The sequence below is a fragment of the Paraburkholderia sp. J76 genome (assembly GCF_905220295.1).
GTDB lineage: Bacteria > Pseudomonadota > Gammaproteobacteria > Burkholderiales > Burkholderiaceae > Paraburkholderia.
In genome coordinates, this window is sequence record NZ_CAJMZJ010000010.1 from 142,888 (window position 1) to 168,091 (window position 25,204).

General features: G+C 66.0%; 21 protein-coding genes. 12 read left to right on the forward strand and 9 right to left on the reverse strand.

Annotated features, from left to right (window positions below):
- Window positions 1–17: 17 nt before the first annotated feature.
- The 8 genes from U5768_RS20070 (at window position 18) to U5768_RS20105 (ending at window position 9,255) form a co-directional block, all read left to right on the forward strand.
- Window positions 18–980 (forward strand): VOC family protein, encoded by a 963-nt coding sequence (locus U5768_RS20070; RefSeq protein WP_322032148.1) that lies wholly within the window; start codon window positions 18–20, stop codon window positions 978–980.
- A complete protein-coding gene (locus tag U5768_RS20075; protein WP_322032149.1) occupies window positions 977–2,218 on the forward strand; it encodes an NAD(P)/FAD-dependent oxidoreductase in 1,242 nt (413 codons plus the stop codon). The genes U5768_RS20070 and U5768_RS20075 overlap by 4 nt, the downstream gene beginning before the upstream one ends.
- Window positions 2,219–2,257: 39 nt before the next feature.
- Window positions 2,258–3,685: an MFS transporter gene (locus U5768_RS20080; protein ID WP_322032150.1), complete on the forward strand. Its 1,428-nt coding sequence runs from the start codon at window positions 2,258–2,260 to the stop codon at window positions 3,683–3,685.
- Window positions 3,686–4,063: 378 nt separating this feature from the next.
- Window positions 4,064–4,507 carry a (2Fe-2S)-binding protein gene (locus U5768_RS20085; RefSeq protein WP_322032151.1) on the forward strand — a complete coding sequence of 148 codons (444 nt, stop codon included), beginning with the start codon at window positions 4,064–4,066 and terminating at the stop codon, window positions 4,505–4,507.
- Window positions 4,488–6,719 carry a xanthine dehydrogenase family protein molybdopterin-binding subunit gene (locus tag U5768_RS20090; RefSeq protein ID WP_322032152.1) on the forward strand — a complete coding sequence of 744 codons (2,232 nt, stop codon included), beginning with the start codon at window positions 4,488–4,490 and terminating at the stop codon, window positions 6,717–6,719. The genes U5768_RS20085 and U5768_RS20090 overlap by 20 nt, the downstream gene beginning before the upstream one ends.
- A gap of 39 nt (window positions 6,720–6,758) precedes the next feature.
- Window positions 6,759–7,100: a c-type cytochrome gene (locus U5768_RS20095; protein ID WP_322032153.1), complete on the forward strand. Its 342-nt coding sequence runs from the start codon at window positions 6,759–6,761 to the stop codon at window positions 7,098–7,100.
- A gap of 44 nt (window positions 7,101–7,144) precedes the next feature.
- Window positions 7,145–8,218 carry a porin gene (locus U5768_RS20100; RefSeq protein WP_322032154.1) on the forward strand — a complete coding sequence of 358 codons (1,074 nt, stop codon included), beginning with the start codon at window positions 7,145–7,147 and terminating at the stop codon, window positions 8,216–8,218.
- 38 nt (window positions 8,219–8,256) lie between these two features.
- Window positions 8,257–9,255, forward strand: coding sequence for an AraC family transcriptional regulator (locus U5768_RS20105; RefSeq protein WP_322032155.1), 999 nt, complete (start codon window positions 8,257–8,259; stop codon window positions 9,253–9,255).
- Window positions 9,256–9,270: 15 nt separating this feature from the next.
- Here U5768_RS20105 and U5768_RS20110 read toward each other — a convergent pair whose 3' ends face one another.
- Complete coding sequence (locus U5768_RS20110) at window positions 9,271–10,152, reverse strand: LysR family transcriptional regulator (protein WP_322032156.1); 882 nt, start codon at window positions 10,150–10,152, stop codon at window positions 9,271–9,273.
- Between the two features lie 104 nt (window positions 10,153–10,256).
- On the opposite strand from U5768_RS20110, the gene U5768_RS20115 reads away from it, so the two are divergent.
- Window positions 10,257–11,558, forward strand: a complete 1,302-nt coding sequence (locus U5768_RS20115; RefSeq protein WP_322032157.1) for an aspartate aminotransferase family protein — start codon at window positions 10,257–10,259, stop codon at window positions 11,556–11,558.
- 18 nt (window positions 11,559–11,576) lie between these two features.
- Here the strand turns inward: U5768_RS20115 and U5768_RS20120 are convergent, their stop codons facing one another.
- On the reverse strand, window positions 11,577–12,023 hold the full coding sequence (locus U5768_RS20120; protein WP_322032158.1) for an Lrp/AsnC family transcriptional regulator: 447 nt from the start codon (window positions 12,021–12,023) through the stop codon (window positions 11,577–11,579).
- 110 nt (window positions 12,024–12,133) lie between these two features.
- Here U5768_RS20120 and U5768_RS20125 point away from each other — a divergent pair, with 110 nt between their 5' ends.
- Window positions 12,134–12,775, forward strand: a complete 642-nt coding sequence (locus U5768_RS20125; RefSeq protein ID WP_322032159.1) for a LysE family translocator — start codon at window positions 12,134–12,136, stop codon at window positions 12,773–12,775.
- A 7-nt stretch (window positions 12,776–12,782) separates the two neighbouring features.
- Here U5768_RS20125 and U5768_RS20130 read toward each other — a convergent pair whose 3' ends face one another.
- The 4 genes from U5768_RS20130 to U5768_RS20145 all read right to left on the reverse strand — a co-directional run bounded on the left by U5768_RS20130 (window position 12,783) and on the right by U5768_RS20145 (window position 18,102).
- Complete coding sequence (locus U5768_RS20130) at window positions 12,783–13,805, reverse strand: SGNH/GDSL hydrolase family protein (protein ID WP_322032160.1); 1,023 nt, start codon at window positions 13,803–13,805, stop codon at window positions 12,783–12,785.
- A gap of 84 nt (window positions 13,806–13,889) precedes the next feature.
- On the reverse strand, window positions 13,890–15,116 hold the full coding sequence (locus tag U5768_RS20135) for a GGDEF domain-containing protein (RefSeq protein WP_322032161.1): 1,227 nt from the start codon (window positions 15,114–15,116) through the stop codon (window positions 13,890–13,892).
- Window positions 15,117–15,317: 201 nt separating this feature from the next.
- Window positions 15,318–16,622: an NAD(P)/FAD-dependent oxidoreductase gene (locus U5768_RS20140; protein WP_322032162.1), complete on the reverse strand. Its 1,305-nt coding sequence runs from the start codon at window positions 16,620–16,622 to the stop codon at window positions 15,318–15,320.
- A gap of 364 nt (window positions 16,623–16,986) precedes the next feature.
- Window positions 16,987–18,102: a purine nucleoside permease gene (locus tag U5768_RS20145; protein ID WP_322032163.1), complete on the reverse strand. Its 1,116-nt coding sequence runs from the start codon at window positions 18,100–18,102 to the stop codon at window positions 16,987–16,989.
- A gap of 268 nt (window positions 18,103–18,370) precedes the next feature.
- Between U5768_RS20145 and U5768_RS20150 the strand changes: the two genes are divergently transcribed.
- Window positions 18,371–20,296, forward strand: a complete 1,926-nt coding sequence (locus U5768_RS20150) for a potassium transporter Kup (RefSeq protein ID WP_322032164.1) — start codon at window positions 18,371–18,373, stop codon at window positions 20,294–20,296.
- 33 nt (window positions 20,297–20,329) lie between these two features.
- On the opposite strand, the gene U5768_RS20155 is transcribed toward U5768_RS20150, so the two are convergent.
- Genes U5768_RS20155 through U5768_RS20165 form a run of 3 tightly spaced genes read right to left on the reverse strand, consistent with a single transcriptional unit; the run spans window position 20,330 to window position 24,196 of the window.
- A complete protein-coding gene (locus tag U5768_RS20155; protein WP_322032165.1) occupies window positions 20,330–21,679 on the reverse strand; it encodes a cytochrome c in 1,350 nt (449 codons plus the stop codon).
- A gap of 15 nt (window positions 21,680–21,694) precedes the next feature.
- Window positions 21,695–23,470: a GMC family oxidoreductase gene (locus U5768_RS20160; RefSeq protein ID WP_322032166.1), complete on the reverse strand. Its 1,776-nt coding sequence runs from the start codon at window positions 23,468–23,470 to the stop codon at window positions 21,695–21,697.
- A gap of 3 nt (window positions 23,471–23,473) precedes the next feature.
- Window positions 23,474–24,196, reverse strand: a complete 723-nt coding sequence (locus U5768_RS20165; RefSeq protein ID WP_322032167.1) for a gluconate 2-dehydrogenase subunit 3 family protein — start codon at window positions 24,194–24,196, stop codon at window positions 23,474–23,476.
- A gap of 426 nt (window positions 24,197–24,622) precedes the next feature.
- Here U5768_RS20165 and U5768_RS20170 point away from each other — a divergent pair, with 426 nt between their 5' ends.
- Entirely contained in the window at window positions 24,623–25,132 is a 510-nt protein-coding gene (locus tag U5768_RS20170) for a DUF1269 domain-containing protein (RefSeq protein WP_322032168.1), read from the forward strand.
- Window positions 25,133–25,204: the final 72 nt, after the last annotated feature.

Below are 25,204 nucleotides of genomic sequence, written 5' to 3' on the forward strand. Positions count from 1 at the left end.
GACAGGAGACAAGCAACATGACGATACTCGGCATCGAACAGATTACATACGGCGTGACGGACCTCGAAACCTGCCGCCGCTTTTTCGCGGATTGGGGCTTGAAGGAAACCGCGCGCGACGAAACGCGCGCGCGCTTCGAAACGCTCAACGGCTGCACCGTGCTCGTGGTCGACGCGAACGATGCAGCGCTGCCCGCCGCGTTCGAAGAAGGCCCGACGCTGCGCGAGGTAACGTGGGGCGTGGCCACGCACGCGGAACTCGACGCGCTGCGCGAACGCCTGAAAGGCCAGCCGGGCTACTACAGCGAAGCCGATGCGGTGGGCTGCTTCGATCCGGCCGGCATGGCGATTCGCGTGGAGGTCACGCGCCGGCGCGAGATCGACGTGCAGGGCTCGCCTTCGAACGTGTGGGGGCAGACGCTGCGCGTGGATCAGCCGTCGCCGATTTACGAACGCGCGGAACCGGTGGAAGTGGGGCACGTGGTGTTCTTCACGAACTGCCTGGCTGAGCAGGAAAAGTTCTATCACGAACGGCTCGGTTTCGAGACCTCGGACCGTTATCCGGAGCGCGGCGCCTTCATGCGCTGCGCGCCGCACGGCGGTCATCACGACGTGTTCCTGCTCGCGCTGCCCGATGGCAGGAAGGGCCTGAATCACGTCGCGTTCACCGTGCGCGATATCCACGAGGTGTTTGGCGGCGGGCTGCATATCAGCCGCTGCGGCTGGACCACGCAACTCGGGCCGGGCCGGCATCCGGTTTCCTCGGCGTACTTCTGGTACTTCAAAAACCCGGCGGGCGGCCTGATCGAGTATTACGCCGACGAAGACGTACTCACGCCCGAATGGCAGCCGCGCGATTTCGAGCCGGGCCCCACGGTGTTCGCGGAATGGGCCGTGGACGGTGGCCTCGACGGCAATACGCGCCGCCAGAAAAACGCGGATGCGCCGCAAGGCAAATTCATGACGGAGCGTAAGCCATGAGCGCCACGCCTGAAAACATCGCGGCAGAAGCGCCGCGCACCGTCGTCGTGATCGGCGGCGGCCAGGCCGCGGGCTGGGTCGTGAAGACGCTGCGCAAGGAGGGCTTCGACGGCCGCCTCGTGATGATCGCCGACGAAGTGCATCTGCCGTACGAGCGTCCGCCGCTTTCCAAGGCCGTGCTCGCGGGCGAAGCGGATATCGAAACGGTGCGCATTGCGAAGCCCGACGAATTCGCCGCGCTCGGAGTGGAAACGTGGCAACCCGACTGCGCGACTGCCATCGACCGCGCAACACGCGTGGTGACCACGCGTTCGGGCCGCGAAGTGAAGTACGACCGGCTCGTGATCGCCACGGGCGGCGCGGCGCGCAAGCTGCCGGCGAGCGTCGCGAAGAGCGCTCACGTGACGTACCTGCGCACGCTCGACGAAGCGCTGGCGCTCGGCGAGCGTTTGCGCAACAGCCAGCGGGTGCTCGTGGTGGGCGGCGGCTGGATCGGCCTCGAAGTCGCCGCGACAGCGCGCAAGCTCGGCGTGCAGGCGAGCGTGGTGGAGGGCGCGCCGCGCCTGTGCGCCCGCTCGTTGCCCGAGGACGTGTCGCGCTTTCTGCTCGAACTGCATCGCGAGAACGGCGTGGACGTGCGTCTGAACGCGGTGCTGCTCGCGCTCGAAGACCGTGCGGAGGGCGGCGTGCGCGCGAGCTTCGCGGACGGCAGCACGCTCGACGCCGACTTCGCCGTGGCCGGCATCGGCCTCGCGCCGCACACGGCGCTGGCGGTCGAAGCGGGCCTTTCGGTGGACGACGGCATCGTGGTGGACGAGTTCGGGGAAACGTCGGACTCCTGCGTATTCGCGTGCGGCGACGTGGCGAACCATCCGAACGCATGGCTCAAGCGCCGGGTGCGGCTCGAATCGTGGGCCAACGCACAGAACCAGGCCATCGCTGCCGCCAAAGCCGTGCTCGGCGTGAAGACGCCGTACGCGGAGATCCCCTGGTTCTGGTCCGATCAGTACGACGTGAACCTGCAAATACTCGGCGACATTCCCGCTGGCGTTGCGCCGGTGGTGCGCGGCAGCCTCAAGGAAAAGCGCGCGTCGCTCTTTTTCGTGGAAGACGGCCATCTGCGTGGCGTCATTGCGATCAACGCGGCACGCGAACTCAAACTCGCGCGCAAATGGATGAGCCAGGGGCGCGCGGTGGATGTCGCCGCCCTCGTCGACACGAGCAAGGCGCTCGCCTAACACCTCACACACGAGACAACACGGGACGGGATCACAGGCATGAGAACCCTCGATAACTCCATCGGCCATCGCGGCGGCGCCGCAACGTACGAGCCGCTCAACGACGCAGCCGGCGCGCCTCACACGCGCGGCTCGATCATCGCGCGGCTCGAACGGCTGCCGACCAACGCGATGCTGGTGCGCGCGCGTATCCTCATCGGCCTCGCCACGTTCTTCGACGGCTTCGACGTGATCGCGATTGCCGCGACGCTGCCGATCCTGATTCAGAAGTGGCATCTCACGCCGTGGGAAATCGGCTTTCTGATTGCGTCGGGCTCGGTCGGGCAGTTGTTCGGCGCGTTCCTGTTCCCGTGGCTCGCGGAGCGCCACGGCCGCGTGCGCGCGATTGCCTGGAGTTCGGGCATTATCGGCGTGACGAGCGTGGCATGCGGTTTCGCCCCAAGCTTCGCCGTTTTCGCGGCGCTGCGCGTGGTGCAGGGCCTGGGTCTCGGCGGCGAGTTGCCCGTGGCCGCGACGTATATCAACGAGGTGAGCCGCGCTCATGGCCGCGGACGTTTCGTTCTCCTCTACGAAATCGTGTTTCCGGTCGGCCTGCTCGCATCGAATGCGCTGGGAGCGTGGCTCGTGCCGCGCTTCGGCTGGCAGATCATGTACTTCATCGGCGGCATGCCGCTCGTGCTGTTCTTCGTGCTGCGCAAGCTCGTGCCCGAGTCGCCCCGCTGGCTCGCGGAACGCGAACGCGTGCAGGAAGCGGATCGCGCCGTGAGCGCCTTCGAGCGCACCGCCAAAGGGCCGCTCGCGCCGGTCGCGAACGCCGCCGAGTTCGATGCACTCGTCGCGCGTCACCCGAAGCGCAGCGTGAAAGATCTGTTCGGGCCCGCGTACCGCAAGCGCACGATGGCGGTGGCCATGCTCTGGATCACGTGCGGTTTCATCCAGTATGGCCTGTCGACCTGGCTGCCCACGATCTATCGCACCGTGTATCACGCGCCGCTGCAGCTCGCGCTCAATCTCGCAGTCGCGGCTTCGGTGCTCGGCGTCCTCGGCTCGCTCGCCTGCGCGCTGCTGGTCGACAAGGTGGGACGCAAGCCTGTGATCAACGTCTCGTTCGTGCTTTGCGCGATCTCGCTTGCGCTGGCCGGCGTGTGCCATGCGATGTCGGTGTACGTGGTCGCGACGTTTTGTGCGCTGGCGCTCGGCTTGCTCGCGAGCGGATTCATTACCGCGTACGTTTACACGCCCGAGTTGTATCCCACGAGCATCCGTGCAGTAGGCTGCGGCGTAGGCGGCGCATGGCTGAAGGTGGCCGCCATTTTCGCGCCGACGATCGTTTCGAAGACGATGATCGGCGGCAATCTCGACGTGGCCTTTTATATTCTCGCCGCGGTGCCGTTCCTCGCGGCTCTGACGGTGCATTTCCTCGGCATCGAGACGAAAGGGAAGGTGCTTGAACAGCTTGAGGCTTGAGTAGCGCCACGTACGCGCTTTCAGTAGTCAAAGACGGCACGCCAGCAATGGCGTGCCGTTTTTTTGTGTGTGCGTGGCAAGCGAGGGTGGTCGCCAGGCGTCGCGAGTTTGTCCCACAGATGAAACGCCAATACCTCGGTGAATTGCAGGTCGTGCTGTTTCTGATGCATGGAACGACGGAAGGCACCCTGAATTCAAGGGTGAAACAGAGAAACGCCCAAGTTTCATCAGATGAATAACCGCAGGCAGTGAAAGAGACGAACGGCAACTTATTTGGGCCGTCGCGCCATTGCCGTGCAATTTAGGCGCGCCAAGAATTCCACTCATCGCTAACCGCTTTTCAAGTGGGAAAAGGCGGCGAATCTTGGGAGACAGCGCATGCAATTCACACTGAACGACCGGCTCTTCGAATTCGAAGGCGACCCGGATACGCCCTTGCTATGGGTGATTCGCGATGCCGCGGGCTTGACGGGCACCAAGTACGGCTGCGGCATCGGCGCATGCGGAGCCTGCACCGTGCATCTGGAAGGCGAGGCCACGCGCTCGTGCGTGCTGCCCGTCTCGGCGGTCGCGGGCCGTCACGTCACGACCATCGAGGGCCTCGGGCCCGAGACCTCGCATCCCGTGCAACAGGCCTGGATCGCGAAGGACGTGCCGCAATGCGGCTACTGCCAGTCCGGCATGGTGATGGCCGTGGCCGCGCTGCTCCGGCAGCATCCGCATCCCACCGAGGCGCAGATCGACCAGGGCGTGACGAACCTGTGCCGCTGCGCTACCTATCACCGAATTCGCGAGGCCATTCATGTCGCAGCGAATTCCTGAGCGCGCGCAGGGTGCGGGCGGCCCGTCACGCGAAAGCCGCCGCGACTTTCTCAAGACCGGTCTCGCGCTGGCGGGCAGCTTCGTGCTGCCGCTCGCATTCGGCGAGCAAGTGATGGCGGCGGAGGACGGCGCGCGCTTTCGCGAGATCAACGACTGGGTGCGCGTCGATCCGGACGGCCGCACGATCATCGGTCTTTCGCAGTCCGAAGTGGGGCAGGGCGTTTATACCGGCTTGCCACAGGTGCTCGCCGACGAAATGGATGCGGACTGGCGGCGTGTCAGCGTGCAGTTCGTGACGGGGCGCGACGCTTATCGCATCGCCGCGGCGAACGAACATCCGCAGCAGTTCGTGGGCGCTTCGATGTCGGTGACGATGTTCACGCAGCGTTTGCGCGTGGCGGGCGCGCAGGCGCGCGAGGTGTTTCTCGCGGCGGGCGCGCGGCGTCTTGGCGTACGGCCCACGCAGTGCGCGACCAAAACGGGCCGCGTGATCCATCTGCAAACGGGGCGTTCGATCGGCTACGGCGAACTGCTCGAGGACGCGGCGAAACTCCCGCTGAATCCGCAGCCGCGTCTGAAGGCCGGGTCGGCGCGGGCGCTCATTGGCCAGCCGCTGCACAAGCTCGACGCACCGGCCAAGGTGAACGGCAGCGCGGTATTCGGCATCGACGTGCAGGTGCCCGGCATGCTGGCCGGCGCCGTGAAAATGGCGCCCACGCTCAACGGCAAGCCTCTCGCCGTGCGCAACCGCGATACGGTGCGCGCGCTGCCAGGCGTGGTGGAGGTGGTGCAGGCGAAGGACTCCGTGATCGTCGTGGCCGGCACGTACTGGCAGGCCAAAAAGGCGTGCGACGCGCTCGACGTGCAGTGGGAGGATAGCGGGCCGCCCGCGGACAGCGCGACGATACTCGCGCAGCGCAAGGCCGCGCTGATGTCAGCGCAAGCGGTGGTGGCCACGCGCGTGGGCGACGCGAGCGCACGGTTCGAAGCCGCGAAAAACACACACGGCGCGCAGGCGGCGGGGCATGTGATCGAAGCCGATTACCACACCCCCTATATCGTTCACGCGACGATGGAGCCCGTGAACGCCACGGTGCATGTGCGCGAGCACGACATCGAAGTGTGGGGGCCGATCCAGGGGCAGGACAAGGTGCGCTGGACGCTTTCCGCCATCTTCAAGGTGCCGTCGGAGAAGGTGATTGTGAACACAACGTTTCTCGGCGGCAGCTTCGGGCGTAAATACGTGCCCGACTTCGTGATTCACGCGGCTGTCGCATCTAAGGCGGTGGGCCGGCCCGTGAAGGTGATCCGCTCGCGCGAAGACGATATCCGCCACGGTTTCTATCGTCCGGGCGTGTCGGCGCGCATGCGCGCGGTGCTCGGTCCCGACGGTTATCCGCGCGCCATGCATCTGCGCGTGGTGGGGCAATCGCTCTACTGGTCCATCAAGCGCGACTACTTCGAGAAGGCCGGCGGCTGGGACGAGACCATGCTCGACGGTCTTTATGACCTCGGCTACGCGGTGCCCGATCTGCTCGTCGATTCGGTGAGCGTCGATCAGCATATTCCCGTGAGCTTCATGCGCAGCGTGGGCAGCACGTCGAGCGTCTTTTTCCTCGAGAGCTTCATCAACGAGCTTGCGCACGCGGCGCGCATCGACCCGCTCGACTACCGCCGCACGCTGCTGCGCGGCGACCCGCTCGCGCTGCGCGTGCTCGATCGCACGGCGGCGCGCGCGAACTGGACGCGCAAGTCCCCGGCGGGTGTGTATCGCGGACTCGCGTACTGCCTTTATACGGGGCGCGGCGGCGCGTTCACGACTTACGTCGCCACCATCGTCGAACTGCGCATGGTGGAAGGCGGCGCGAAACTCGAACGCGTGGTGTGCGGCGTGGATTGCGGGCAGGCCATCAATCCCATGCTGATCCGCGAGATGGTGGAGGGCGGCATAGGCTTCGCGCTCACCAACACGTTCAAGAGCGAGATCACGTTCAAGGACGGCGCGGTGACGCAGGAGAACTTTACGGACTACCCGCTCCTGTATCTCTCGCAGATGCCTAAGGTCGAGGTCGAGATCGTGGAGAGCGACCGCGCGCCGCAAGGCTGCGGCGAGGTGGCGCTGCCGCCGGTCGCGCCCGCCGTGGCCGCCGCGCTCTTCGAGGCGACGGGCTCGCGCCTGCGCACCATGCCGCTCGAACAGGCGCTGGCCTGAATCCGGATTCCAGTTTCATCCCTACCGAGGCTTTAAATCATGATTCGCATTCCTTATTTGATTGCGCCGCTCGCCGTTGCCATGCTCGCGCAGAGCGCATTGGCCGAGCCCGCGGTGGACATTGCGCGCGCCCGCCAGATCGCCACGCAGCATGCCTGTTTCGGCTGCCACGCCGTGGACAAAAAGCTCGTGGGGCCGGCTTACCGTGACGTGGCCGCGCGCTATGCGGGCAAGCCGGGCGCGGCGAGCGCGCTCGCCGCGCATATACAGAACGGCAGTTCGGGCAACTGGGGCGCCATACCCATGCCGCCCAACGCGATCAGCGCAGGCGACGCGCAGATCGTCGCGCAATGGATTCTAGGCGGCAGCAAGAGCGAATAAGCGCGCGAAGCTGAGCATAACGAAATAAAATATTGGAGATCGTGATGAAAAAGACAATCGTGGCAGGAACGCTCGGCCTCGCTTCGGCGCTCGCGTGGGGGCAGAGCAGCGTGACGCTCTATGGCATTGTGGATACGGGTGTCGAGTACTACAACCATACCGCGAAGGGCGGCTCGTTCGCAGGCATGCCGTCGCTGACCGGCGAAGTGCCGTCGCGCTTCGGCCTGCGCGGCGAAGAGGACCTGGGCGGCGGCTATAAAACCTTCTTCGTGCTCGAAAGCGGCTTTGCGCCCAACAACGGCGCGCTCAATTACGGCGGCCGCCTGTTCGGCCGCCAGGCGAACGTGGGCGTGAGCAGCGATTACGGCACGCTCACGTTGGGCCGCCAGATGAACATGTCGATGTACGTGCTGTTCAACGCCGACGTGATCGGCCCGTCCATCCATTCGATGGCGAGCTTCGACAGCTATCTGCCGAACGCGCGCAGCGACAACGCGGTGGGCTATCTCGGCAAATTCCACGGGGTGACGATCGGCGCAACCTACAGCTTCGGGCGCGATGCGGCGGGTCCCGCGGGCCCATCGGCGACAAACTGCGGCGGCCAGTTGCCCGGCGACGCCGTGGCCTGCCGCCAGTACACGATGATGCTCGCCTACGACAGCGCATGGGGCGGCGCCGCCGCGTCGTACGACACGATGTACGGCGGCCCCGGCGCCTCGGCGCCGCTCGTGAGCAGCGCGGACACGGACAAGCGCGCGATCGTGGACGGCTACGTGAAATTCGGCTCGGCCAAGGTGGGCGGCGGCTGGATTCGCCGCAACACGGCGGCGGCGCAGCACATGCAATCGGACATCTTTTTTCTGGGCGCGGACTACTACGTGACACCGACGTTTTCGCTTGACCTCCAGGCGCTGCGCTATATTCTGCGCGATCAGTCGAATTCGACCTTGTTCGTCGGTCGTGCGAACTATTTCGTTTCGAAGCGCACGACGCTCTATGCATCGCTCGGGTACATGCTGAACAGCGCGCTCGCCGCAAACGCGGTGGCCGCCGCCGGCACGGTGCAGACGGGTGCGAACCAGTTCGGCGCGATGATGGGCATTCAGCAACGCTTCTAACGCGCCGCGCGGCGGCCGGGACACATTCGGAGGGGACAATGGCGACGGACCTGTTGAGCGCCGCACTGGCGGATCTGCGCGCCGACGCCGTGGTAACGGGGCACTTCTCGCTCGCGGGGTCCTGGGCGTTCCGCAAGCCCGCGATCGAGGGCGTGATGTTTCGCACGGGCCGCGGCGCGCCGTTTTATGTCGTCGTGCAGGGCATGGAGCCGCTTTGCGTCGAGCCCGGCGACTTCGTGCTCCTGCCGCACGGCCACGAACACGTGCTCGCTTCCGCGCCCGACGTCCCGCCTGTGCCCTTCGACGACCTCGCCGCGCGCGCCGGCATTCGCCCGAGTTTCGACACGCCGTTGCGCCTGGAGTCGGGGCGCGGCGGCGCGGCGTGCGATCTGTACACGGGCATCGTGTTCTACCGCGAGGCCGTGCGCAATCCGCTCTTCTCGGTGCTGCCGCCGCTCATTCATGTGCGCGCCAACGACCCGGCGGTCGGCCCGTGGCTCGCGGACACGCTCATGGCCTTCATCCGCGAATCGATGGCCTGCCAGCCGGGCTGGGCCGTCGCGGCCGCGCGTCTTGCCGACGTGCTGTTCGTGCAACTGCTGCGCGCGCATCTCGCCTCGGCGGTCAGTCATACGGGCTGGCTGCGCGGACTCATGGACCCGCAGATCGGCCGCGCCATCGCACAGTTGCACCGGCGCCCGGAACAAGACTGGACCGTCGAGTCGCTGGCGGCGATTGCCGGCATGTCGCGCTCGCGTTTCAGCGCGCGTTTCGTCGAGCTGGTCGAGGAAACGCCTATCGGGCATCTCACGTCCTATCGCATGTATATCGCGAGCGGCGCGCTGCGCGACTCGCGGCGCCGGCTCATCGAGATCGCCATGAGCGTGGGGTACGCATCGGAGAAGGCGTTCATTCGCGCGTTCCGGCGCTGGTCGGGCATGGCGCCCAAGCAGTACGCGCGCAGCGTGCGCGATCCATACGATATCGCGCTGGCCTCCGGCTCGCGCGAAGGCGAAAGCGCACTGCACGGGCTTTGAGGCGCGGCGGCCCGCTTACAACAGCGGCAGCGTGAGCCGGATATGGTCGGCGAACGCCGCCGTGAGAAGCGAGGGCCGCTTGCGCCCGAACTTCAGCGTGATGCCGACCGCAGGCAATGGCGGCAGCGAAGGATCGCCGTTCAGAATGGCCAGATTTGCGGGAACGGCCGTTTGCGTCATGACGGCAAAGGCCTGGCCCGAACGCACGAGCGCGGTGAGACCCGCGAGGCTGCTGCTCGCGTACGCCACGCGATAGGCGCGGCCCGCGCGCTCCAGCGCCTCGCAGGCGGCGATGTGGTCGAGCGTGTCGGGATCGGAGAGCGCGAGCGGCAAGGGATCGAAATGGGCGGAATCCAGTTCGGGCGAGCCGACCCACACCAGTTGCTCGCGGCGAATGATTTCGTCGTCCGAATCGTTTGCGCCGGCACGTCCGGCGTCGCCCAGAGGCAGCGATACCATGGCGAGGTCGACCGCTCGCTTGTCGAGTTGTTCGAAGAGGCGCGGCGTGGGAACGCATACGACTTCCACGAGCGCATGCGGGTGCTGGCCCGAAAACTGGCGCAGCAGCGAAGGGAGGAACACGGCCGCGTAGTCGTCCGGGCAGCCGAAGCGCAGGGTCCCCGTCAAGCCCGTGCCGCACAGGTCGGCCATGGCCTCGTCGTGCAGCCGCAGAATGCGCTGGGCGTGCACGAGCAGGCGCTCGCCGGGGCTCGTCAGCGCCACGCCGCGGCCGGTGCGCTGAAAGAGCGGCTGATCGACGATCTCCTCCAGCCGCTTGATCTGCTGGCTCAGCGCCGACTGGGTGCGGCCCACACGTTCGGCCGCCCGGCTGAGCGAGCGCACCTCGGCAATGACCGCGAACGAACGCAGCAAGTCGATTTCGAGCGGTCGGCTCATGATATTAGTCTCGCTTCTAGCTTGCATAAGAACTATTCGATTCTATAAAACCAGAGCGCCGGCTAGACTGCAAGGAAAATCCGCTGCCGATCGAGGAGAAGCCCATGTCCAGGAACGACGACGAACAGTTTTGGCGCAACGCGAGGCAGCACCTGATCCGCTACGGCGGCACCTTCGAGCCGATGATCATCGAGCGCGCCCAGGGCAGCTTCGTCTACGACGCGGACGACCGCGCGATTCTCGACTTCACGTCGGGACAGATGAGCGCGGTGCTGGGCCACAGCCACCCGGAAATCGTCTCGGTCGTACGCGAATACGCGGGCAAGCTGGACCACCTCTTCAGCGGCATGCTTTCGCGGCCCGTGGTCGAGCTGGCCACGCGGCTCGCCGACGTCACGCCCGCCGGGCTCGACCGCGCGCTGCTGTTGAGCACGGGCGCGGAGTCGAACGAGGCGGCCATCCGCATGGCGAAGCTCGTGACGGGCAAATTCGAAATCGTGGGCTTCGCGCAGTCGTGGCACGGCATGACGGGCGGCGCGGCTTCGGCCACCTACAGCGCGGGGCGCAAGGGCGTGGGCCCCGCGGCGGTGGGCTCGTATGCCATACCCGCGCCGTTCACGTATAGGCCGCGCTTCGAGCGCAACGGCCAGTACGATTACCTCGCGGAACTGGACTACGCGTTCGATCTCGTCGATCGCCAGTCGAGCGGCAATCTCGCGGCCTTCATTGCGGAGCCGATCCTCAGTTCGGGCGGCATCATCGAACTGCCGCCGGGCTACATGGCCGCGCTCAAGCGCAAATGCGAAGAGCGCGGCATGCTGCTGATCCTCGACGAAGCGCAAACGGGCGTGGGCCGCACCGGCGCGATGTTCGCGTGCGAACACGACGGCGTGACGCCCGACATTCTCACGCTCTCCAAAACGCTGGGCGCGGGCCTGCCGCTCGCGGCCGTGGTGACATCCGCGCAAATCGAGGAAGCGGCGCACGAACGGGGCTTCCTGTTCTACACGACGCACGTGTCCGATCCGCTGCCCGCCGCGGTCGGCCTGCGCGTGCTGGACGTGGTGGCGCGCGACGGACTCGTTGCGCGCGCAAACATCATGGGCGACCGGTTGCGGCGCGGCCTGCTGGACCTGATGGAGCGCTTCGACTGCATCGGCGACATTCGCGGGCGCGGCTTGCTGCTCGGCCTCGAAATCGTCAAGGACCGCCGCACGAAAGCGCCCGCCGACGGACTTGGCGCGAAGATCACGCGCGAATGCATGAAGCTCGGTCTCAGCATGAACATCGTGCAGTTGCCGGGCATGGGCGGCGTGTTCCGCATCGCGCCGCCGCTGACGGTGAGCGAACAGGAGATCGACCTCGGCGTGGAACTGCTGGGGCAGGCGATTGCGCGTTCGCTTTGAGTGCGCGGGCCGCTTCGGCTAGGTCTTGCGGGGACGCACGAGCGAGCGCGCCGCGAGCGGCGTGGACATGACGATGGACGTGCGCGTTTCGCCGTAAAGGTTGATCCGCTGGATCAGGCGCTCCAGATCGCCCACGCTCGTCGCCACGAGGCGGATTACGTAGGAGTCCGCACCGGTGACATGATGACATTCGAGCACCTCGGCAATCGTGCCGAGCAGCTTGAGAAACTTCGCTTTCGCGGGCTGGGGCACGGTAATGCCGATCAGCGCCGAGATTGGATAACCGGCGGCAACCGGATTCACGCGCGCCGCGTAGCCCTCGATCACGCCCGCCTCTTCCAGACGCCGCACGCGTTCCGTGACCGCCGGAACGGAAAGATGCACCTGGCGCGCAAGCTCGGTGTAGGTCATGCGGCCGCTTTCCTGTAGCAGCGCCAGTATTTTCCAGTCAAGTTCGTCAGTCATGGCGAAATCTTTAAGGTGAAATCGCCATTTTCCCTTAAATGTCCGCTTCTGCGAAAAATCCTGGCGGTCTACGATGGTCCCCCATAGAACATCGATTGCGGGGGAAAGACATGCTGTTCGTCAAAGCGGTGGCGATGGGTTTTTGCATCGCCGCGCCGGTGGGGGCCATCGGCATGCTGTGCATTCAGCGCAGCTTGAGCCGCGGTTTCTGCTCGGGGTTCGCAACCGGTATTGGCGCTGCATGCGCGGATGCGTTCTATGGTTTGCTCGGCGCGCTCGGCGTGGCCGGTATCGTGGCGGCGCTGCCCATGCTCACCGTGGTTCTGAAGGCGGCGGGCGGGGCGTTCCTGGTGTGGATGGCGTGGACCATCGCGCGCGAATCGCCTCGCTCCGCGCTCGCGATCCAGGAGACCGCGCGCACGCCCGTCGCGCGGGATTTCCTCACGACCTTTGCGCTCACGCTCTCCAATCCTCTGACGATTTTTTCGTTTATCGCCGCCTTTGCGGCGCTCGGGCCGTTGCCGGCCACGCCGGGCGAGCATGGCGCGCCGGGATGGCTTTCGGTCGCGCCCATGGTGACGGGGGTGTTCGCGGGTTCGGCCGTGTGGTGGCTGTTCCTGAGCGGCGTGACTTCCGCGTTGCGAACGAAGCTGCCGCTCGCGTTCGCGCGGGGCATTTCCCTTTTTTCCGCCGCCGCGATTGCCGCGTTCGGCGTCGTTCAAATGATCACGGGCCTCGCGCGGCTGGTTTAGCGCGCACTCAATGCCCCAGACCGCTCGCCGCGATCTGCTTCTCGACGTACTGCGCGAAAAGCGTATGCGTGTGCGTGGTCGGGTGGAGGTCGTCCGCGAATATATGGGTCTGGTCGGCATTGGCCGCGGCGTAGGTGGGCGGCGAACAGAGCAACGAGGTATCGTCCGGCGTTTTCGACGGGTCGCACGCCTGGGCCGTGTTCGACACGGTAAATCCGTTCGCCTGGTAGTTCGCGACGAGCTGCGTGATCCAGGTGTACGAATCGACTTCGATGACCTTGCCTTGCAGGCCGTCGGTCTGCAAGGCGCCGTTCAGCGTCGAGTTGAAAAGCTGCGATAGCTGGGTCAGATTCGCGCCGCCGTCGGGGGACGTAATGCCCTTGGGCGAGAGACCGATGTTCGGCACGTTGATGACCACGACATGCGTGGCGCCCGCCTGCACGATCTGCCCGACGATTTGCGCTAGCGTGCTGGCGGCGGTCTGCACGACCGTATTGGCGCCGGGCGGGTTGCCCGCGCGCAGCACGTCGTTCGACCCCGCCCACACCAGCACGAGTTGGCCGGAGTTGAAGCTGCCGTGCGCGGAGATGTAGCTCGAAACCTGCTGGTTGACCGGCATTTCGACGTTGCCGATGACGCTGGAGAGGAAGTCGTACTGGTCGGCCGAGGTGGCGACGGTCGAGCCGCCTTCCGCGTAGCCGAAGCCGCCTTGCGCGCTCAGCTTGTGATCGATGCCGATGGTGTAGGCGGCGTTCAGCGTGTCCCCATAATATTGCGCGACGTTCTGGGACCAGACCTGGCCGGGGTTGGTCGTGAACCGGCCGCCGCCCACGGCGCCGGCGATGGGCGCGTAGGTCCCGACGTCGGAAAGGCTGTCGCCGAACGAGACGACTTGCAGCTTCACGCCGCCCGCGGGCGTGCTCGCGCCGGTGCCCGATCCGCCATTGCCTCCACCGCCGCCGCAAGCCGTGAGCAGGAACAGGAGTCCGGCGGAAATCGCCAGACGAATGCGGGAATCGATCGTAGCCATTGCGCCCCCTCAGCCTTCAACGCGGTTGCGCCCGCGACCGGACAGGGCGGGCCTGAGTGGGCTAGCAAAAACGATGCTCGAAGCCTACAAATAGCTGACTTGATCCGGCCCCTGCAAAAGCTGCATTTCGAGCCGGTTGCCGCCGAGCGATTTCGCGTTGTAGAGCGCGGCGTCGGCGGCGGCCAGGAGGTCGGAGAGCGTGGATGCCTCCCGCCCGTGCTGGGCGAGGCCGATGCTCACCGTGGCGCGTATGTGGACGCCTTCGATGCCATGCGTGGCGCTCTGGGCGAAACGCCGTGCGATCGCCTCGCCGACCGCCTTGGCGCGCAAGCGGTCGTGACCCGGCAGCAGGGCGGCGAACTCTTCGCCGCCTATGCGCGCGAGGATCGCGTCGGGGCCCATGGCATTCCGGGCGATGCCGGCGAACGCCTTGAGGACTTCGTCGCCGGTCTTGTGGCCGTAGCGGTCGTTGATGGTCTTGAAGTGGTCGAGGTCGAAGGCGAGAAGCGAAACCGGCTGCGCCGCCCTGGCCTCGCGCATCACGCGTTCGCCTTCTTCGAAGAACCAGCGGCGGTTGCCAAGGTGCGTCAGATAATCCGTTTGGGATTCGCGCAAAAGCTGGCCGTGGGTTTCCTCGCGTATGAGCTTGAGCAGCGCCATGGGCAGAACGACCGAATACAGCACGCCTTCATACATCGTGATCTTGCTGACGAGCGCGACGAAGCCGTCGCCATAGCGGCTCCCCAGCACGGGAAGCACAAACGTGCGGAACACGTAAAAAAGCGCATGAAACCCCGTGACGAACGTCGCGACGTAGCGCGGTTGCACCCGCGCCTGCACTCGCGTTTGCACCCGCGTTTGCACCGATGGCGCACCTTTCATGCCGTCGCCGCGCAGCAGTTCGCGCGAGGTCATGGCGCTTACGAGCGCAATGGGAAACGCGCTCGCGTAGTACCACATGTCGGCGGGGTGCCGGGCGCCCCACGTGGCCCATGTCAGCGCGATCAACGCGAGCAGGGCGAATGAGGCCTCCCGGTATTGACGCCCGTTCAATGTCGCGACGCCGTGCAGAACCAGCAGATACCCGGTCATGATGACGAGGTTGCTCAGCGCGGCGCCCCATACGCCAGGCAGATCGGCGCGCACGAGCACGGCGGCGCAGCCGGTTGCCAGCGTGGCGTATCCCGCGGCCAGAATCCGCAGGGCCTTGCTGCGCGCGGGATGCGTGCGATGCTCCCAGAGCGTGATCAGCGAACTGGTCAGCAGGGTCCCGATGAGGAGAAAGTAGATGGTAAGTAGATCGACGTGCATCGCTGGCGTGGGGCTTCTACGCCGGTACATCGCGGCGAACGGCGCATTTTACGCCGAAACTTAATACCGCGATGTACCTTCCCTGATTGGGTCGGCGGCTATGCATCCTGAATCGGGCGGGGCGGCGCGAGCGTACGGCTGCCTGGATGGAGGCGCGCGCGGGCCATCAGTAGTGCGATGGAATTTGCCGGCGCGCGCAGGCTACGGGTAATCCTGCATGGCAAGCCAGTGCCGGATCATCCGCGCCTGATCCGCATCGAGCGACTTGAGCACCTGCTCGGCGGGCTCATGCCGCAGCGCTTCGACCACGGGCGCGAGCGCGGCGTCGCACAGATGCCAGATGCCAAGCGGCTGGTCCGGGCTCGCGACCACGTCGGCTTCGGCGATCATGCCGCCATCGATCACGGGCGCGCGCCCCACGTTCAGTTCGTTGAAATCGGCGCTCACGTGAGCGGGGCGGTCGTCGGGCCACGCACCGCGCGTTTGCCAGAAGGGCTGCGTGGTCCAGCGCTGTTCGAGCGCGTACACGTCGCGCCCGGTGCGCGCGAAGCGCATGAACAACTGCTCGATGCGCTGCTGGTGAAAACGCAGCGCGAGCGGCGCGCGCTCGGGCCGCGCGAGCAGCGTGTGGATGACCGCGGGCGCCTGCAACGCAGACGTGAGCGACTGGAACACGCCGTTGCCCGCGAGCGGGTCCACCGCCATGGCGGCGTCGCCCACGCGCAGCCAGTTGTGTCCGCCGGTACGGCCGCACAGCGTGGCGGTGCTGCTGCGGGCGGACAGGCGCGCGTCGTTCGCGGCGTCGCCGGCGAAGAAGTCGCTCGCAAGCGGCGAGTGCCGCATGTGTTCGCAGAATGCGAGCAATTCGTCGCGCTGGGGCAACTCGGGGTTCGTGACGTCCAGCGTCAATTGCCAGTAGCAGCGGCCGTCGCCTAGCCGCGCCATCCACGCCCAGCCGGCCGAAAGGCTTTCCACCGCGGTGGCCGGCGCGCCCGGGCGGCCCTTCCACACGTTCAGCAGGCTCACGGTTTGCGGGCCGCGCGTCGCGTCGCGCAACAGTGGCGCGAAACGGCCACGCGCTTCGACGAGAAAGTCCGCGCGCAACGTGAGCGGCCCATCCGCGGTTTCGATCATGAGGTCGTGACCGGTGGAGGCGGATTGCACCGAGCGCACATTCGCTTCGATCACGTCGACGCCCGCGCTGCGCAGGTCCTCGCGCAAGGCCGTGTCGAACACGCGCCGGTCGACGAGAAATTCGGCGTCGAGCGTTTGCAGCGCGCCGTTCCAGAGCGTGGTGCGCACGCACGGTCCCTCGCCGCAACTTGCCGCCCGATGCAGTCCCGCGCGGCGCAGCGCTTCGATCACGCGGGCCGACAAGGCTTCGGCGGCGTCGAAGCGGCGCCAGTCGCTCACCACCTGTACGCGATAGCCGAGCCCGCCGAGCGCGCGCGCAACGGCTGCGCCCGCCGGGCCCGCGCCGAGCACGACGATGCTGGCGGTATTCATGACGCACGCGCTCGCGCGCGGCGCGAGGCAGGCACGCGCGCGAACAGGTTGGGCACGGCGGCATGAAAGGGAGGGAAGGAACCGTGCATGCTGTCCCCCGTGAATCATGGCGCATCGCTTCGCTATCTTGCGCTGCGCTCGAAATGGTGAGACCTAATCTGGCATAGATGCCGCGATAAAGCTATCCGGTCAAAGGAGGATTTCGGTAGCGGAAATCCCGCATTCCCATGCGCGATGCGTACGAACGATCATGCGCGTGAGTTGGGGTGCTTCACGGCGTGTTCCGCGGCGCGCATCGATCGTCTGTATTCCTCACAAGGATACGGCGCGGCGTCCCGCAAAGCGGGGACAGGCCGCGACACGGCTAGCGCGGCGAAGATGAAGCAGCGGCCGGATTGGCCGGCACGCCGTCGCGCCATTCGCTCCAATGCGCGACGATGGTCTGCACGAGCGGATGGCCCGCGCGATAAAGGTTTTCCAACGCAAGCATAAAGCCGCCCTGGCTCGCATAATTCAGCAGATTCGCGGCGTTCGATTCGCCCGCATACGGTCGATCGAAGTCCGAGCCCGCGCGCAGCACGGCTACACGATCGAGGTCCACGCGTTGCGCATGCGCGGCGCGGCTGAGGGCTTCGAACGTGGCGTTGTCCTCCTGCTGCGTCATGCAATACACGCCTTGCCCGTCCGTTAGCTGGCGCGTGAACTCGCTCGCCCTCGCGCCGAGCGCCTTGCCCGCCCACCAGGTGTCGTCGGCCACTGAATCGCAGCGGATCACCGTGGGCGGGCGGCTGGCGGGTGCGTAAGCATATTTCGCGCGCGCGGCGCGGGCTCGCGCGTTGTCGGCGAGCGTCACGTCTCGCGAGATCGCCCACGCGGCTTGCGTGAGCTTCGGGTTCAGACGGAACACTTCGGTCCGGTAATCGAGCGCCGGTTTTTCGTTGGGGCTTTTCGTGTTGATGCCGAGATAGCCGGTGCGCCAGCCGCGCGGGCGGCCATCGCTGTCGATCTCCCATTGCAGGCCGAAATCGACGAGCCAGTCGGACCACGCCGCCGAGCCTATCGTGCCGTGCTCGGGGTTCACGCCCGCAATGCCCGCGATGAGAAAGTACGTCTTGCGCAGATCGAGCTGCGGCGCGAAGGCCAGGGCCATGGTCGAAGCGGCGGCGTTCGCGTGGCCCATGCCTGTCGTCATCACGCAGACGTCGTCGGCATTGCATTGCACGTTGGGGTAGTCGGGCGAGAGCCCCGCAATCGTCACGGACTCCCAGGGACCGAGGCGGTCGAGCCATGTCTTCGCCTCGGGTGCGAACATCGTCACGATCATGACTTTTACGGCGCGGCCGTGTGCCGTTGCGCCCGCCTGCGCGAACGCCGCCGATTGCCCGGAAAGCGTTCCGCCGTCCTGTTGCGCGGAAGGCGGGTTCGAGGCGCAGGCGGCGAGCGAGAGCGCGGCGCAAAGCAGCGTGAGACGGGTTCGCATTGTGCAAGTCCTTGTGGTCGTATGCGTAGCGGGCGGCACGATTGATCGGCAATGTTCAGGAAAATCCGGCTCGACTATGACAGTTTTGCGAAAGCATTGCGCCTGGGCGGCGTTGTGGGCGGTGCGTACCACGCAAAGCGCATTTTTATCCGAAGTTCCTATACTTCGACTAGTGCGCCCAACGAGAACGCAGCAAAAAAACCAGCGAAAACGAAGCGGCAACGCCGCGCGGCCCCGGCCCGCATGCGGCAGCCACGAGGAGGGAGACATGGGACAATCCGCATCCGCGGCGCCCGCGCACGGACGCCTTGGCGACACCGGCCCGCATCGCCCGGCGCTTCCCGCGCTCGCCCTGGCCGCGCTCGGCGTGGTCTACGGCGACATCGGCACGAGCCCGCTCTACACGCTCGCCACCGTGTTCGATCCCGCCAACGGCCTCGCGGTCAATGCTTTCAATATCGTAGGCATCGTCTCGCTAATCTTCTGGTCGCTCATGATCGTCGTTTCGCTCAAGTACGTCGCGCTCATCCTGCGCGCGAACAATCACGGCGAAGGCGGCATCATGGCGCTGCTCGCGCTCGCGGCTTCGTCCGTCGCGTCGCGGCCTCATCTGCGTAACACGCTGCTCGTGATCGGCGTGATGGGCGCGGCGCTCTTCTTCGGCGACAGCGTGATCACGCCGGCCATCTCGGTGCTAAGCGCGGTTGAAGGCCTCGAAGTGGCCGAGCCCGCGCTCAAGACCTATGTGATTCCCGTGACGCTCGCGGCGCTCATCGTGCTGTTCCTCACGCAAAAGCGCGGCACGGGAGGCATCGGCGCCGTGTTCGGTCCGGTGATGGTGCTGTGGTTTCTCGTGATCGGCGTGGCGGGCGTGGTCAACATCGCCTCTGCGCCGGCCGTGCTGTTCGCGCTCGATCCGCGCGAGGGCATCGCGTTCTGCCTGCATCACCGCTGGCTTGCCTTTGTCGCGCTGGGTGCGGTCGTGCTCTCGCTCACGGGCGCCGAGGCGCTTTACGCCGACATGGGCCACTTCGGCAAGCAGCCCATTCGCCTCACGTGGTTCGGCATGGTGTTCCCCGCGCTCGCGCTCAATTACCTCGGGCAGGGCGCGCTGCTGCTCGCGAACCCCGGCGCGGTGCAAAACCCGTTCTACCGGCTCTTCCCGCAATGGTCCATCGTGCCGATGATCGTGCTCGCGACCGTCGCCACCGTCATCGCGTCGCAGGCCGTTATTTCGGGCACCTATTCAATGGCGATGCAGGCCATGCAGCTTTCCTTCCTGCCGCGCATGAACATCGTGCACACCTCGGAGCGCGAGATGGGACAGATCTACGTGCCCGGCATCAACTGGATACTGCTCGTGGCCGTGGTCGCGGCGGTGGTGGGCTTTCGCTCGTCCACGGCGCTCGGCTCCGCTTACGGCATTGCCGTGACGGGCACCATGCTGATCACGACGTTCCTCACGTTTTTCGTCGTGCGCTACGCGTGGCACTACAACTGGCTGCTGTGCCTGTTCGCCACCGCGTTCTTCTTCGTGATCGACGCCATGTTTTTCTCGGCCAACCTGCTGAAGATCGTGGATGGCGGCTGGTTCCCGCTCGTGATCGGCGCGCTGATGTTCACGGTCATGGCGACGTGGGGACGCGGCTGGGAAATGATGGCGGCCGAAGCGCGCGTGCGCGCGGGCAAGAAGCCCCTCAAGCCGTATCTCGCGGCGCTGCTCGACAGCGATCCCGTGCGCGTGGGCGGCACGGCGATTTTCCTCACGCCGGACGCCAACGCCGTACCGCATGCGCTCGTCAACAATCTGCGGCACAACCGGGTGTTGCACGAACGCGTAGTATTCCTGAGCGTCAAGACGAAGGACGTGCCGTGGGTGGCCGAGAGCGAGCGCGTGACGGTCGAAACGCTGTGCCCGGGCTGCTACTACGTTGCCGTCAATTACGGATTCAAGGACGAAGTGGACCTGCCGTGCACGCTCGCCGCCTACAAGTCCCCGGCGTTCGCGTTCGATCTCGACGAGACATCGTGGTTCCTCAGCCGCGCCGTGGTGGTGCCCACGCGCGGCCATGGCATGTCGCTCTGGCGCGAGCGTTTGTTCGCAGTAATGCTGCACAACGTGGGAAACATCGCTGCGTTCTTCAAGCTGCCGGCCAATCGCGTGATCGAGGTCGGCGCGCGCGTCGAGATATAGGCGCCCGGCGGGCTCCCGACGCGCGCGCGACGGCTACGGGTTTTCGGCGCGCGCGGGCGGCGGCCCTGCGTGCGCGGCCTGGCGCGCCTTCGCTACGTCGGCAGCGGTGACAGCGGGCGCGTGATTGCCCCAGCTCGAACGCACGAAGCTCAGCACGTCGGCGATATCGCGGTCGGTGAGGCGCTGCGCGAAGCCGGGCATGGCGTAATGCGCGGGCGCGGCGTTCGTCCACGGCATCTGGCCGCCCTTGAGCACGATGCGGATCAGCGAGGCCGGGTTGTCGCTGTTGACCACCGAGCTTCTGGCGAGCTTCGGGAATGTCGCGTCGTAGCCCGCGCCCGTCGTGCGATGGCAGGCGGCGCAGTTGTCGACGAACGTGAGCGCGCCGTTGCGGCGGTCCGTGCCGGCGCGCAGGGCGGCGGCGGCGGTCTGGTCGGGCGCGAGCACATCGTCTTTCGGATCGACCGGGGAAAGCGTCTTGAGGTAGGCCGCAATCGCGCCGAGGTCCGTGTCGCTCATATACTGCGTGCTGTGCTGGACCACGTCGGCCATTTCGCCGAACGCCGCCGCATCGTTGGATCGCCCTTGCTTCAGAAACGCCACGATGTCGTCCTCGCTCCACGTGCCGAGACCGTTCCTTGCGTCTCCCCGCAGGTTTTTCGCGAGATAGCCGTCCACCACGCCGCCGGAGAGATACACCTTTTTCCTGTCGCTCAGCGCCTGCTCCTGGAGGCCAAAGCCTCGCGGCGTGTGGCACGAACCGCAGTGCGCGAGTCCCTCGACCAGATAGCTGCCGCGCACCACGGGGTCGGTGCTCGCCGGTGCGCTGGCGGCGACGGGCGCGGGGGCGAACATCATGCGCCAGAAGCGCAGCGGCCAGCGCATCGAAAGCGGCCAGGGAATGTCTTCCGCGCGATTGGCTTGTTCGACCGGTGCGACCGCTTGCGTGAAGTACGCATAAAGTGCCTCGATGTCCTCGGGCGCTGCCTTTGCGTACGACACGTACGGCATGGCCGGGTAGAGCGTGGAACCGTCTTTTGCAATGCCCTGGCGCACCGCGCGATCGAAGTCGCGCAGCGTGTAGTTGCCGATGCCGGTGCGCTTGTCGGGCGTGATGTTGGTCGAATAGATCGTGCCGATGGGCGAAGCGATGCCTGCGCCGCCCGCGAACGGCTTGCCGCCCTTCGCCGTGTGGCATGCCGTGCAGTCGGCCACGGTGGCGAGGTAGCGGCCCTTTTCGACGCGCGCAAGGAGCGCAGCGTTGGCGCTTGCCGGGGCCTGCTGCGCGGGGCCGCCTTCGTCCGCCCGCGCGTGCGGGAACCCGCCGGAAAGCGCGAGTGCGGCCCATGCGAACGCGATGCGCGAGTATTTCGTTATCCTCATGAAGTGAATTCCTCCTTACGCCTGCACGAGCGGTGCGGGCTGCTTCAGGTACTGCTCGCGAATCGCCTTGGCGGCGTGATACGCGAGCGCCGCCACGAGTCCGGTCGGGTTGTAGCCCATGTTCTGGGGAAACGCCGAAGCGCCCATGACGAACACGTTGTGCACGTCCCAGCTTTGCAGATACTTGTTGACCACGCTCGTTTGCGGCGATTCGCCCATGACCGCGCCGCCGGTCGTGTGCGTCGACTGATAGGCGCGCGTGTCGTAGCGCTCGCCGGGCTTGCGGATCGCGCGGTAATACGCGTCGTGCTTCATCGCCTTCGCAACCTCCTCCACGCGTGTGCCCACGTGGTCGAGCATGCGGTATTCATTGTCGTGCCAGTCGAACGTCATGCGCAGGAGCGGTTGTCCCAGCGCGTCGCGGTAGGTCGGATCGAGGTCGAGGTACGCATCGCGATACGGCATCACCGAGCCGGAAATGCCGATGCTCAGCAAGCGTTGATACGCATCGGCTACGCCGGCCTTCCATTGGCTGCCCCAGGCGGGCGTGCCGGGCACCGCGGCGGCCTGGCCTATCGGCCGGCCGCCCGTGCGCGCGTGGCGCACGCTCGCACCGCCGAGAAAGCCCAGGTGTCCGTGGTCGAACTGGTCGCCGTTGAGGTCGTCCATCGCCACCGCGCCCGCGCCCGCGCCGATGAACGGATTAAGCAAGGTTTCTTTCGGCAGCAGCACGTTGATGGCGCCGTTCATCTGGTACGCGTAGTTGCGCCCCACGACACCTTCGCCCGTTTTTGGATCGTACGGCTTGCCGATGCCCGAGAGCAGCAGCAGGCGCACGTTGTGCATCTGGAACGCGGCGACGATCACGAGGTCGGCCGGCTGTTCGACTTCGCGGCCCTGCGCGTCGAAGTAACTCACGCCCACGGCGCGCTCGCGGGTGCTGTCGAGCAGCACTTTCGTCACGTAAGAATGCGTGCGCAACTCGAAGTTCGGCTTCTTGAGCAGGGCCGGGAGAATGGTGGTCTGCGGCGAGGCCTTCGAGTACATGAAGCAGCCGAAGTCCTCGCAGAAGCCGCAGAAGTTGCACGGGCCGAGCCGCACGCCATAAGGATTCGTGTAGGCCTGCGAAGCATTGGCGGCGGGCGCGGCATACGGATTGAAGCCCGCTTCGCGCGCGGCCATTTCGAACAGTTGCGAGCCTAGCGTGTTGCTGAGCGGCGGCGTGGGGTACTCGTTGCTGCGCACGCCTTCGAGCGGATTGCCGCCGGACTGGATTTGCCCCCGCAGATTGCCGGCCTTGCCCGAGGTGCCGAACACTTTCTCGGCGAAGTCGAAATGCGGTTCGAGTTCGTCGTAGGTGACGCCGAAGTCCTGCACCTGCATGCCCGGCGGGATGAAGCGCTTGCCGTAGCGCGCTTCGTAGGTCGAACGCAGTTGGAGTTCTTCGGGCAGGATGCGGTAGTGCATGCCGTTCCAGTGAAATCCCGCGCCGCCCACGCCGTTGCCGAGCAGAAAGGAGCCATGCTGGCGGTAGGGCACCGCGAGATCGTTCACGCCGTGGCGAATGGTGACCGTCTCGCGCGAAAGGTCCTGAAACAGCTTGCCGCGCACGGCGTATTTGAGTTCGTCGGCGATCTGCGGATATTTCGCGTCGGTGGGCGTGTCGCGCATCGCGCCGCGTTCGAGCGCCACCACGTTCAGGCCCGCTTGCGTGAGTTCCTGGGCGAGAATCGCGCCGGTCCAGCCGAAGCCGACGATCACGCAATCGACCTTGTTCATTTTGATGGCCATCGATCAACCCCTGCTTCCGTCGATTGAAACCGGGCCATACGGATATTTCACGCCCGGCTGGTCGATCCAGTCCGCAAAATCGGCGCGCGCGCCGGGAAAGCCGACCATTTTCCAGCCAGCCATTTTCTTGTTGCCGCCGTAGATGGGATCGGCGAAAAAACCTTCCCGGGTATTCGCAAGGAGGAAGCCGAAGAACGTGCCGGCCGGAACGGCGTCGAACTGGGCTTTTCCGTGCTCCATGGCGAGAAGCACGGCTTCGCGTTCGACATTGCTCAGGTCTGCGAATGATTTGCCGTCGTAGTGCTGGCGGCACCAGTCGTCGCAAGCCTTGATGCCGTGGCGGTACACGTCGCGCGGCGCCAGATTCAACTGATAGCCAAGTTCGGGCGCTTCACTCACGTGAAAGGGCCCCTGCATGTACCACAGCTTGCCGTGGCCCCACGGCGTTTCCATCTGGCGGTCGATGAATTCCGGCACGCCCGCTTCGAGCGCGCCGGGGCCCAGATGGTCCGAGGGAATCAGGCGGTCGACGGCGGCTTGCAGAAAGCGCCATTCGTCTGCCGTGAAATAGTCCGGCTGGTAGGGCGGCGGCGCGGCGGCCGAGGGCGCGGACGAAGGCTGGCAGGCGGACTGCGAAAGCGCTGCGCCCGTTGCAAGCGATGCGGTCGGTACGACCGCGAGCATGTGCCGCAGGAATTGGCGGCGCGGCTCCGGTTTGGTGGACATGGACTGTTCTCCTCCCTGTGAGGTGAGCGATGGTAGGAGGAACAGATACGTCGTGTTTTCTGCTTTACATGGCCCGGATAAGCGCGATTCCACGAGAAAAATCACTGTTTTTAAGGGACTTTTTCCTATGCAAAGGGTGGCGTGAACGCTCGCAGGCGAAATTTGCGCGGCGCAGGCAAGCGATTCGGTTGATGTGTCGCAAATTCTTGCAGCCCGGCGTTTGTCGGAAAGTGGATCTCCACGTGCAGATTCGCGGCGAAATGCAAAGAAATTAAAACGCGGATCGCTGAAGCCACGCGCATGCAATGCCGAGCGCTGGCAAGAAGTCAGGCGTAGGATGATCGGAATCGCATCGTAGTCAGGTGGCGGCGGCCAGGCGGCAGGCAGGCCGCAAGCGTGTAGCCGCACGACCGAAGGAGGGCCATCATGCGACGCCTCTATTTCCTCGCTCCCGACACCACCACGGCGCAGGCGATCGTCGACGATCTGCTGCGCGCGCGCATTACGTGGCGCCACATCCACGTGCTCGCCAATCACAGCGTGGGACTCGAACGTTTGCCCGAGGCTTCGCTGCTGCAGCGCAGCGACGTCGTGCATGCGCTGGAGCGCGGCGTGATGTTTGGCGCCGCGACTGGCGCAGTCGTGGGTCTCGTGGCGCTGATGTTTCCGCCCGCGAACTTCGATATCGCGGGCGGCGTGGTGGTCGCGCTGACGCTGGCCGGCGCCGTGTTCGGCGCATGGACGGCGGGCATGATCGGCGTGGACGAACCGAACGCGCGGCTCGCGCGCTTTAGCGGGCAGATCGAGGACGGCCAGTTGCTGGTCATGGCCGACGTGCCGGGCTCGCGCGAAGCGGAGATCGAGGAGAGCATCGCGCGGCATATTCCGCGTGCCGAGGTGGAAGGCGCGGAAGCGACGACGCCGATTTTCCCGTGAGCGCACCGCAGCGCTGCCCAGCCGATCCCCATTTCGAACGCGGCCGGCGTTTTGAGGGCCGCAACGTCTCGC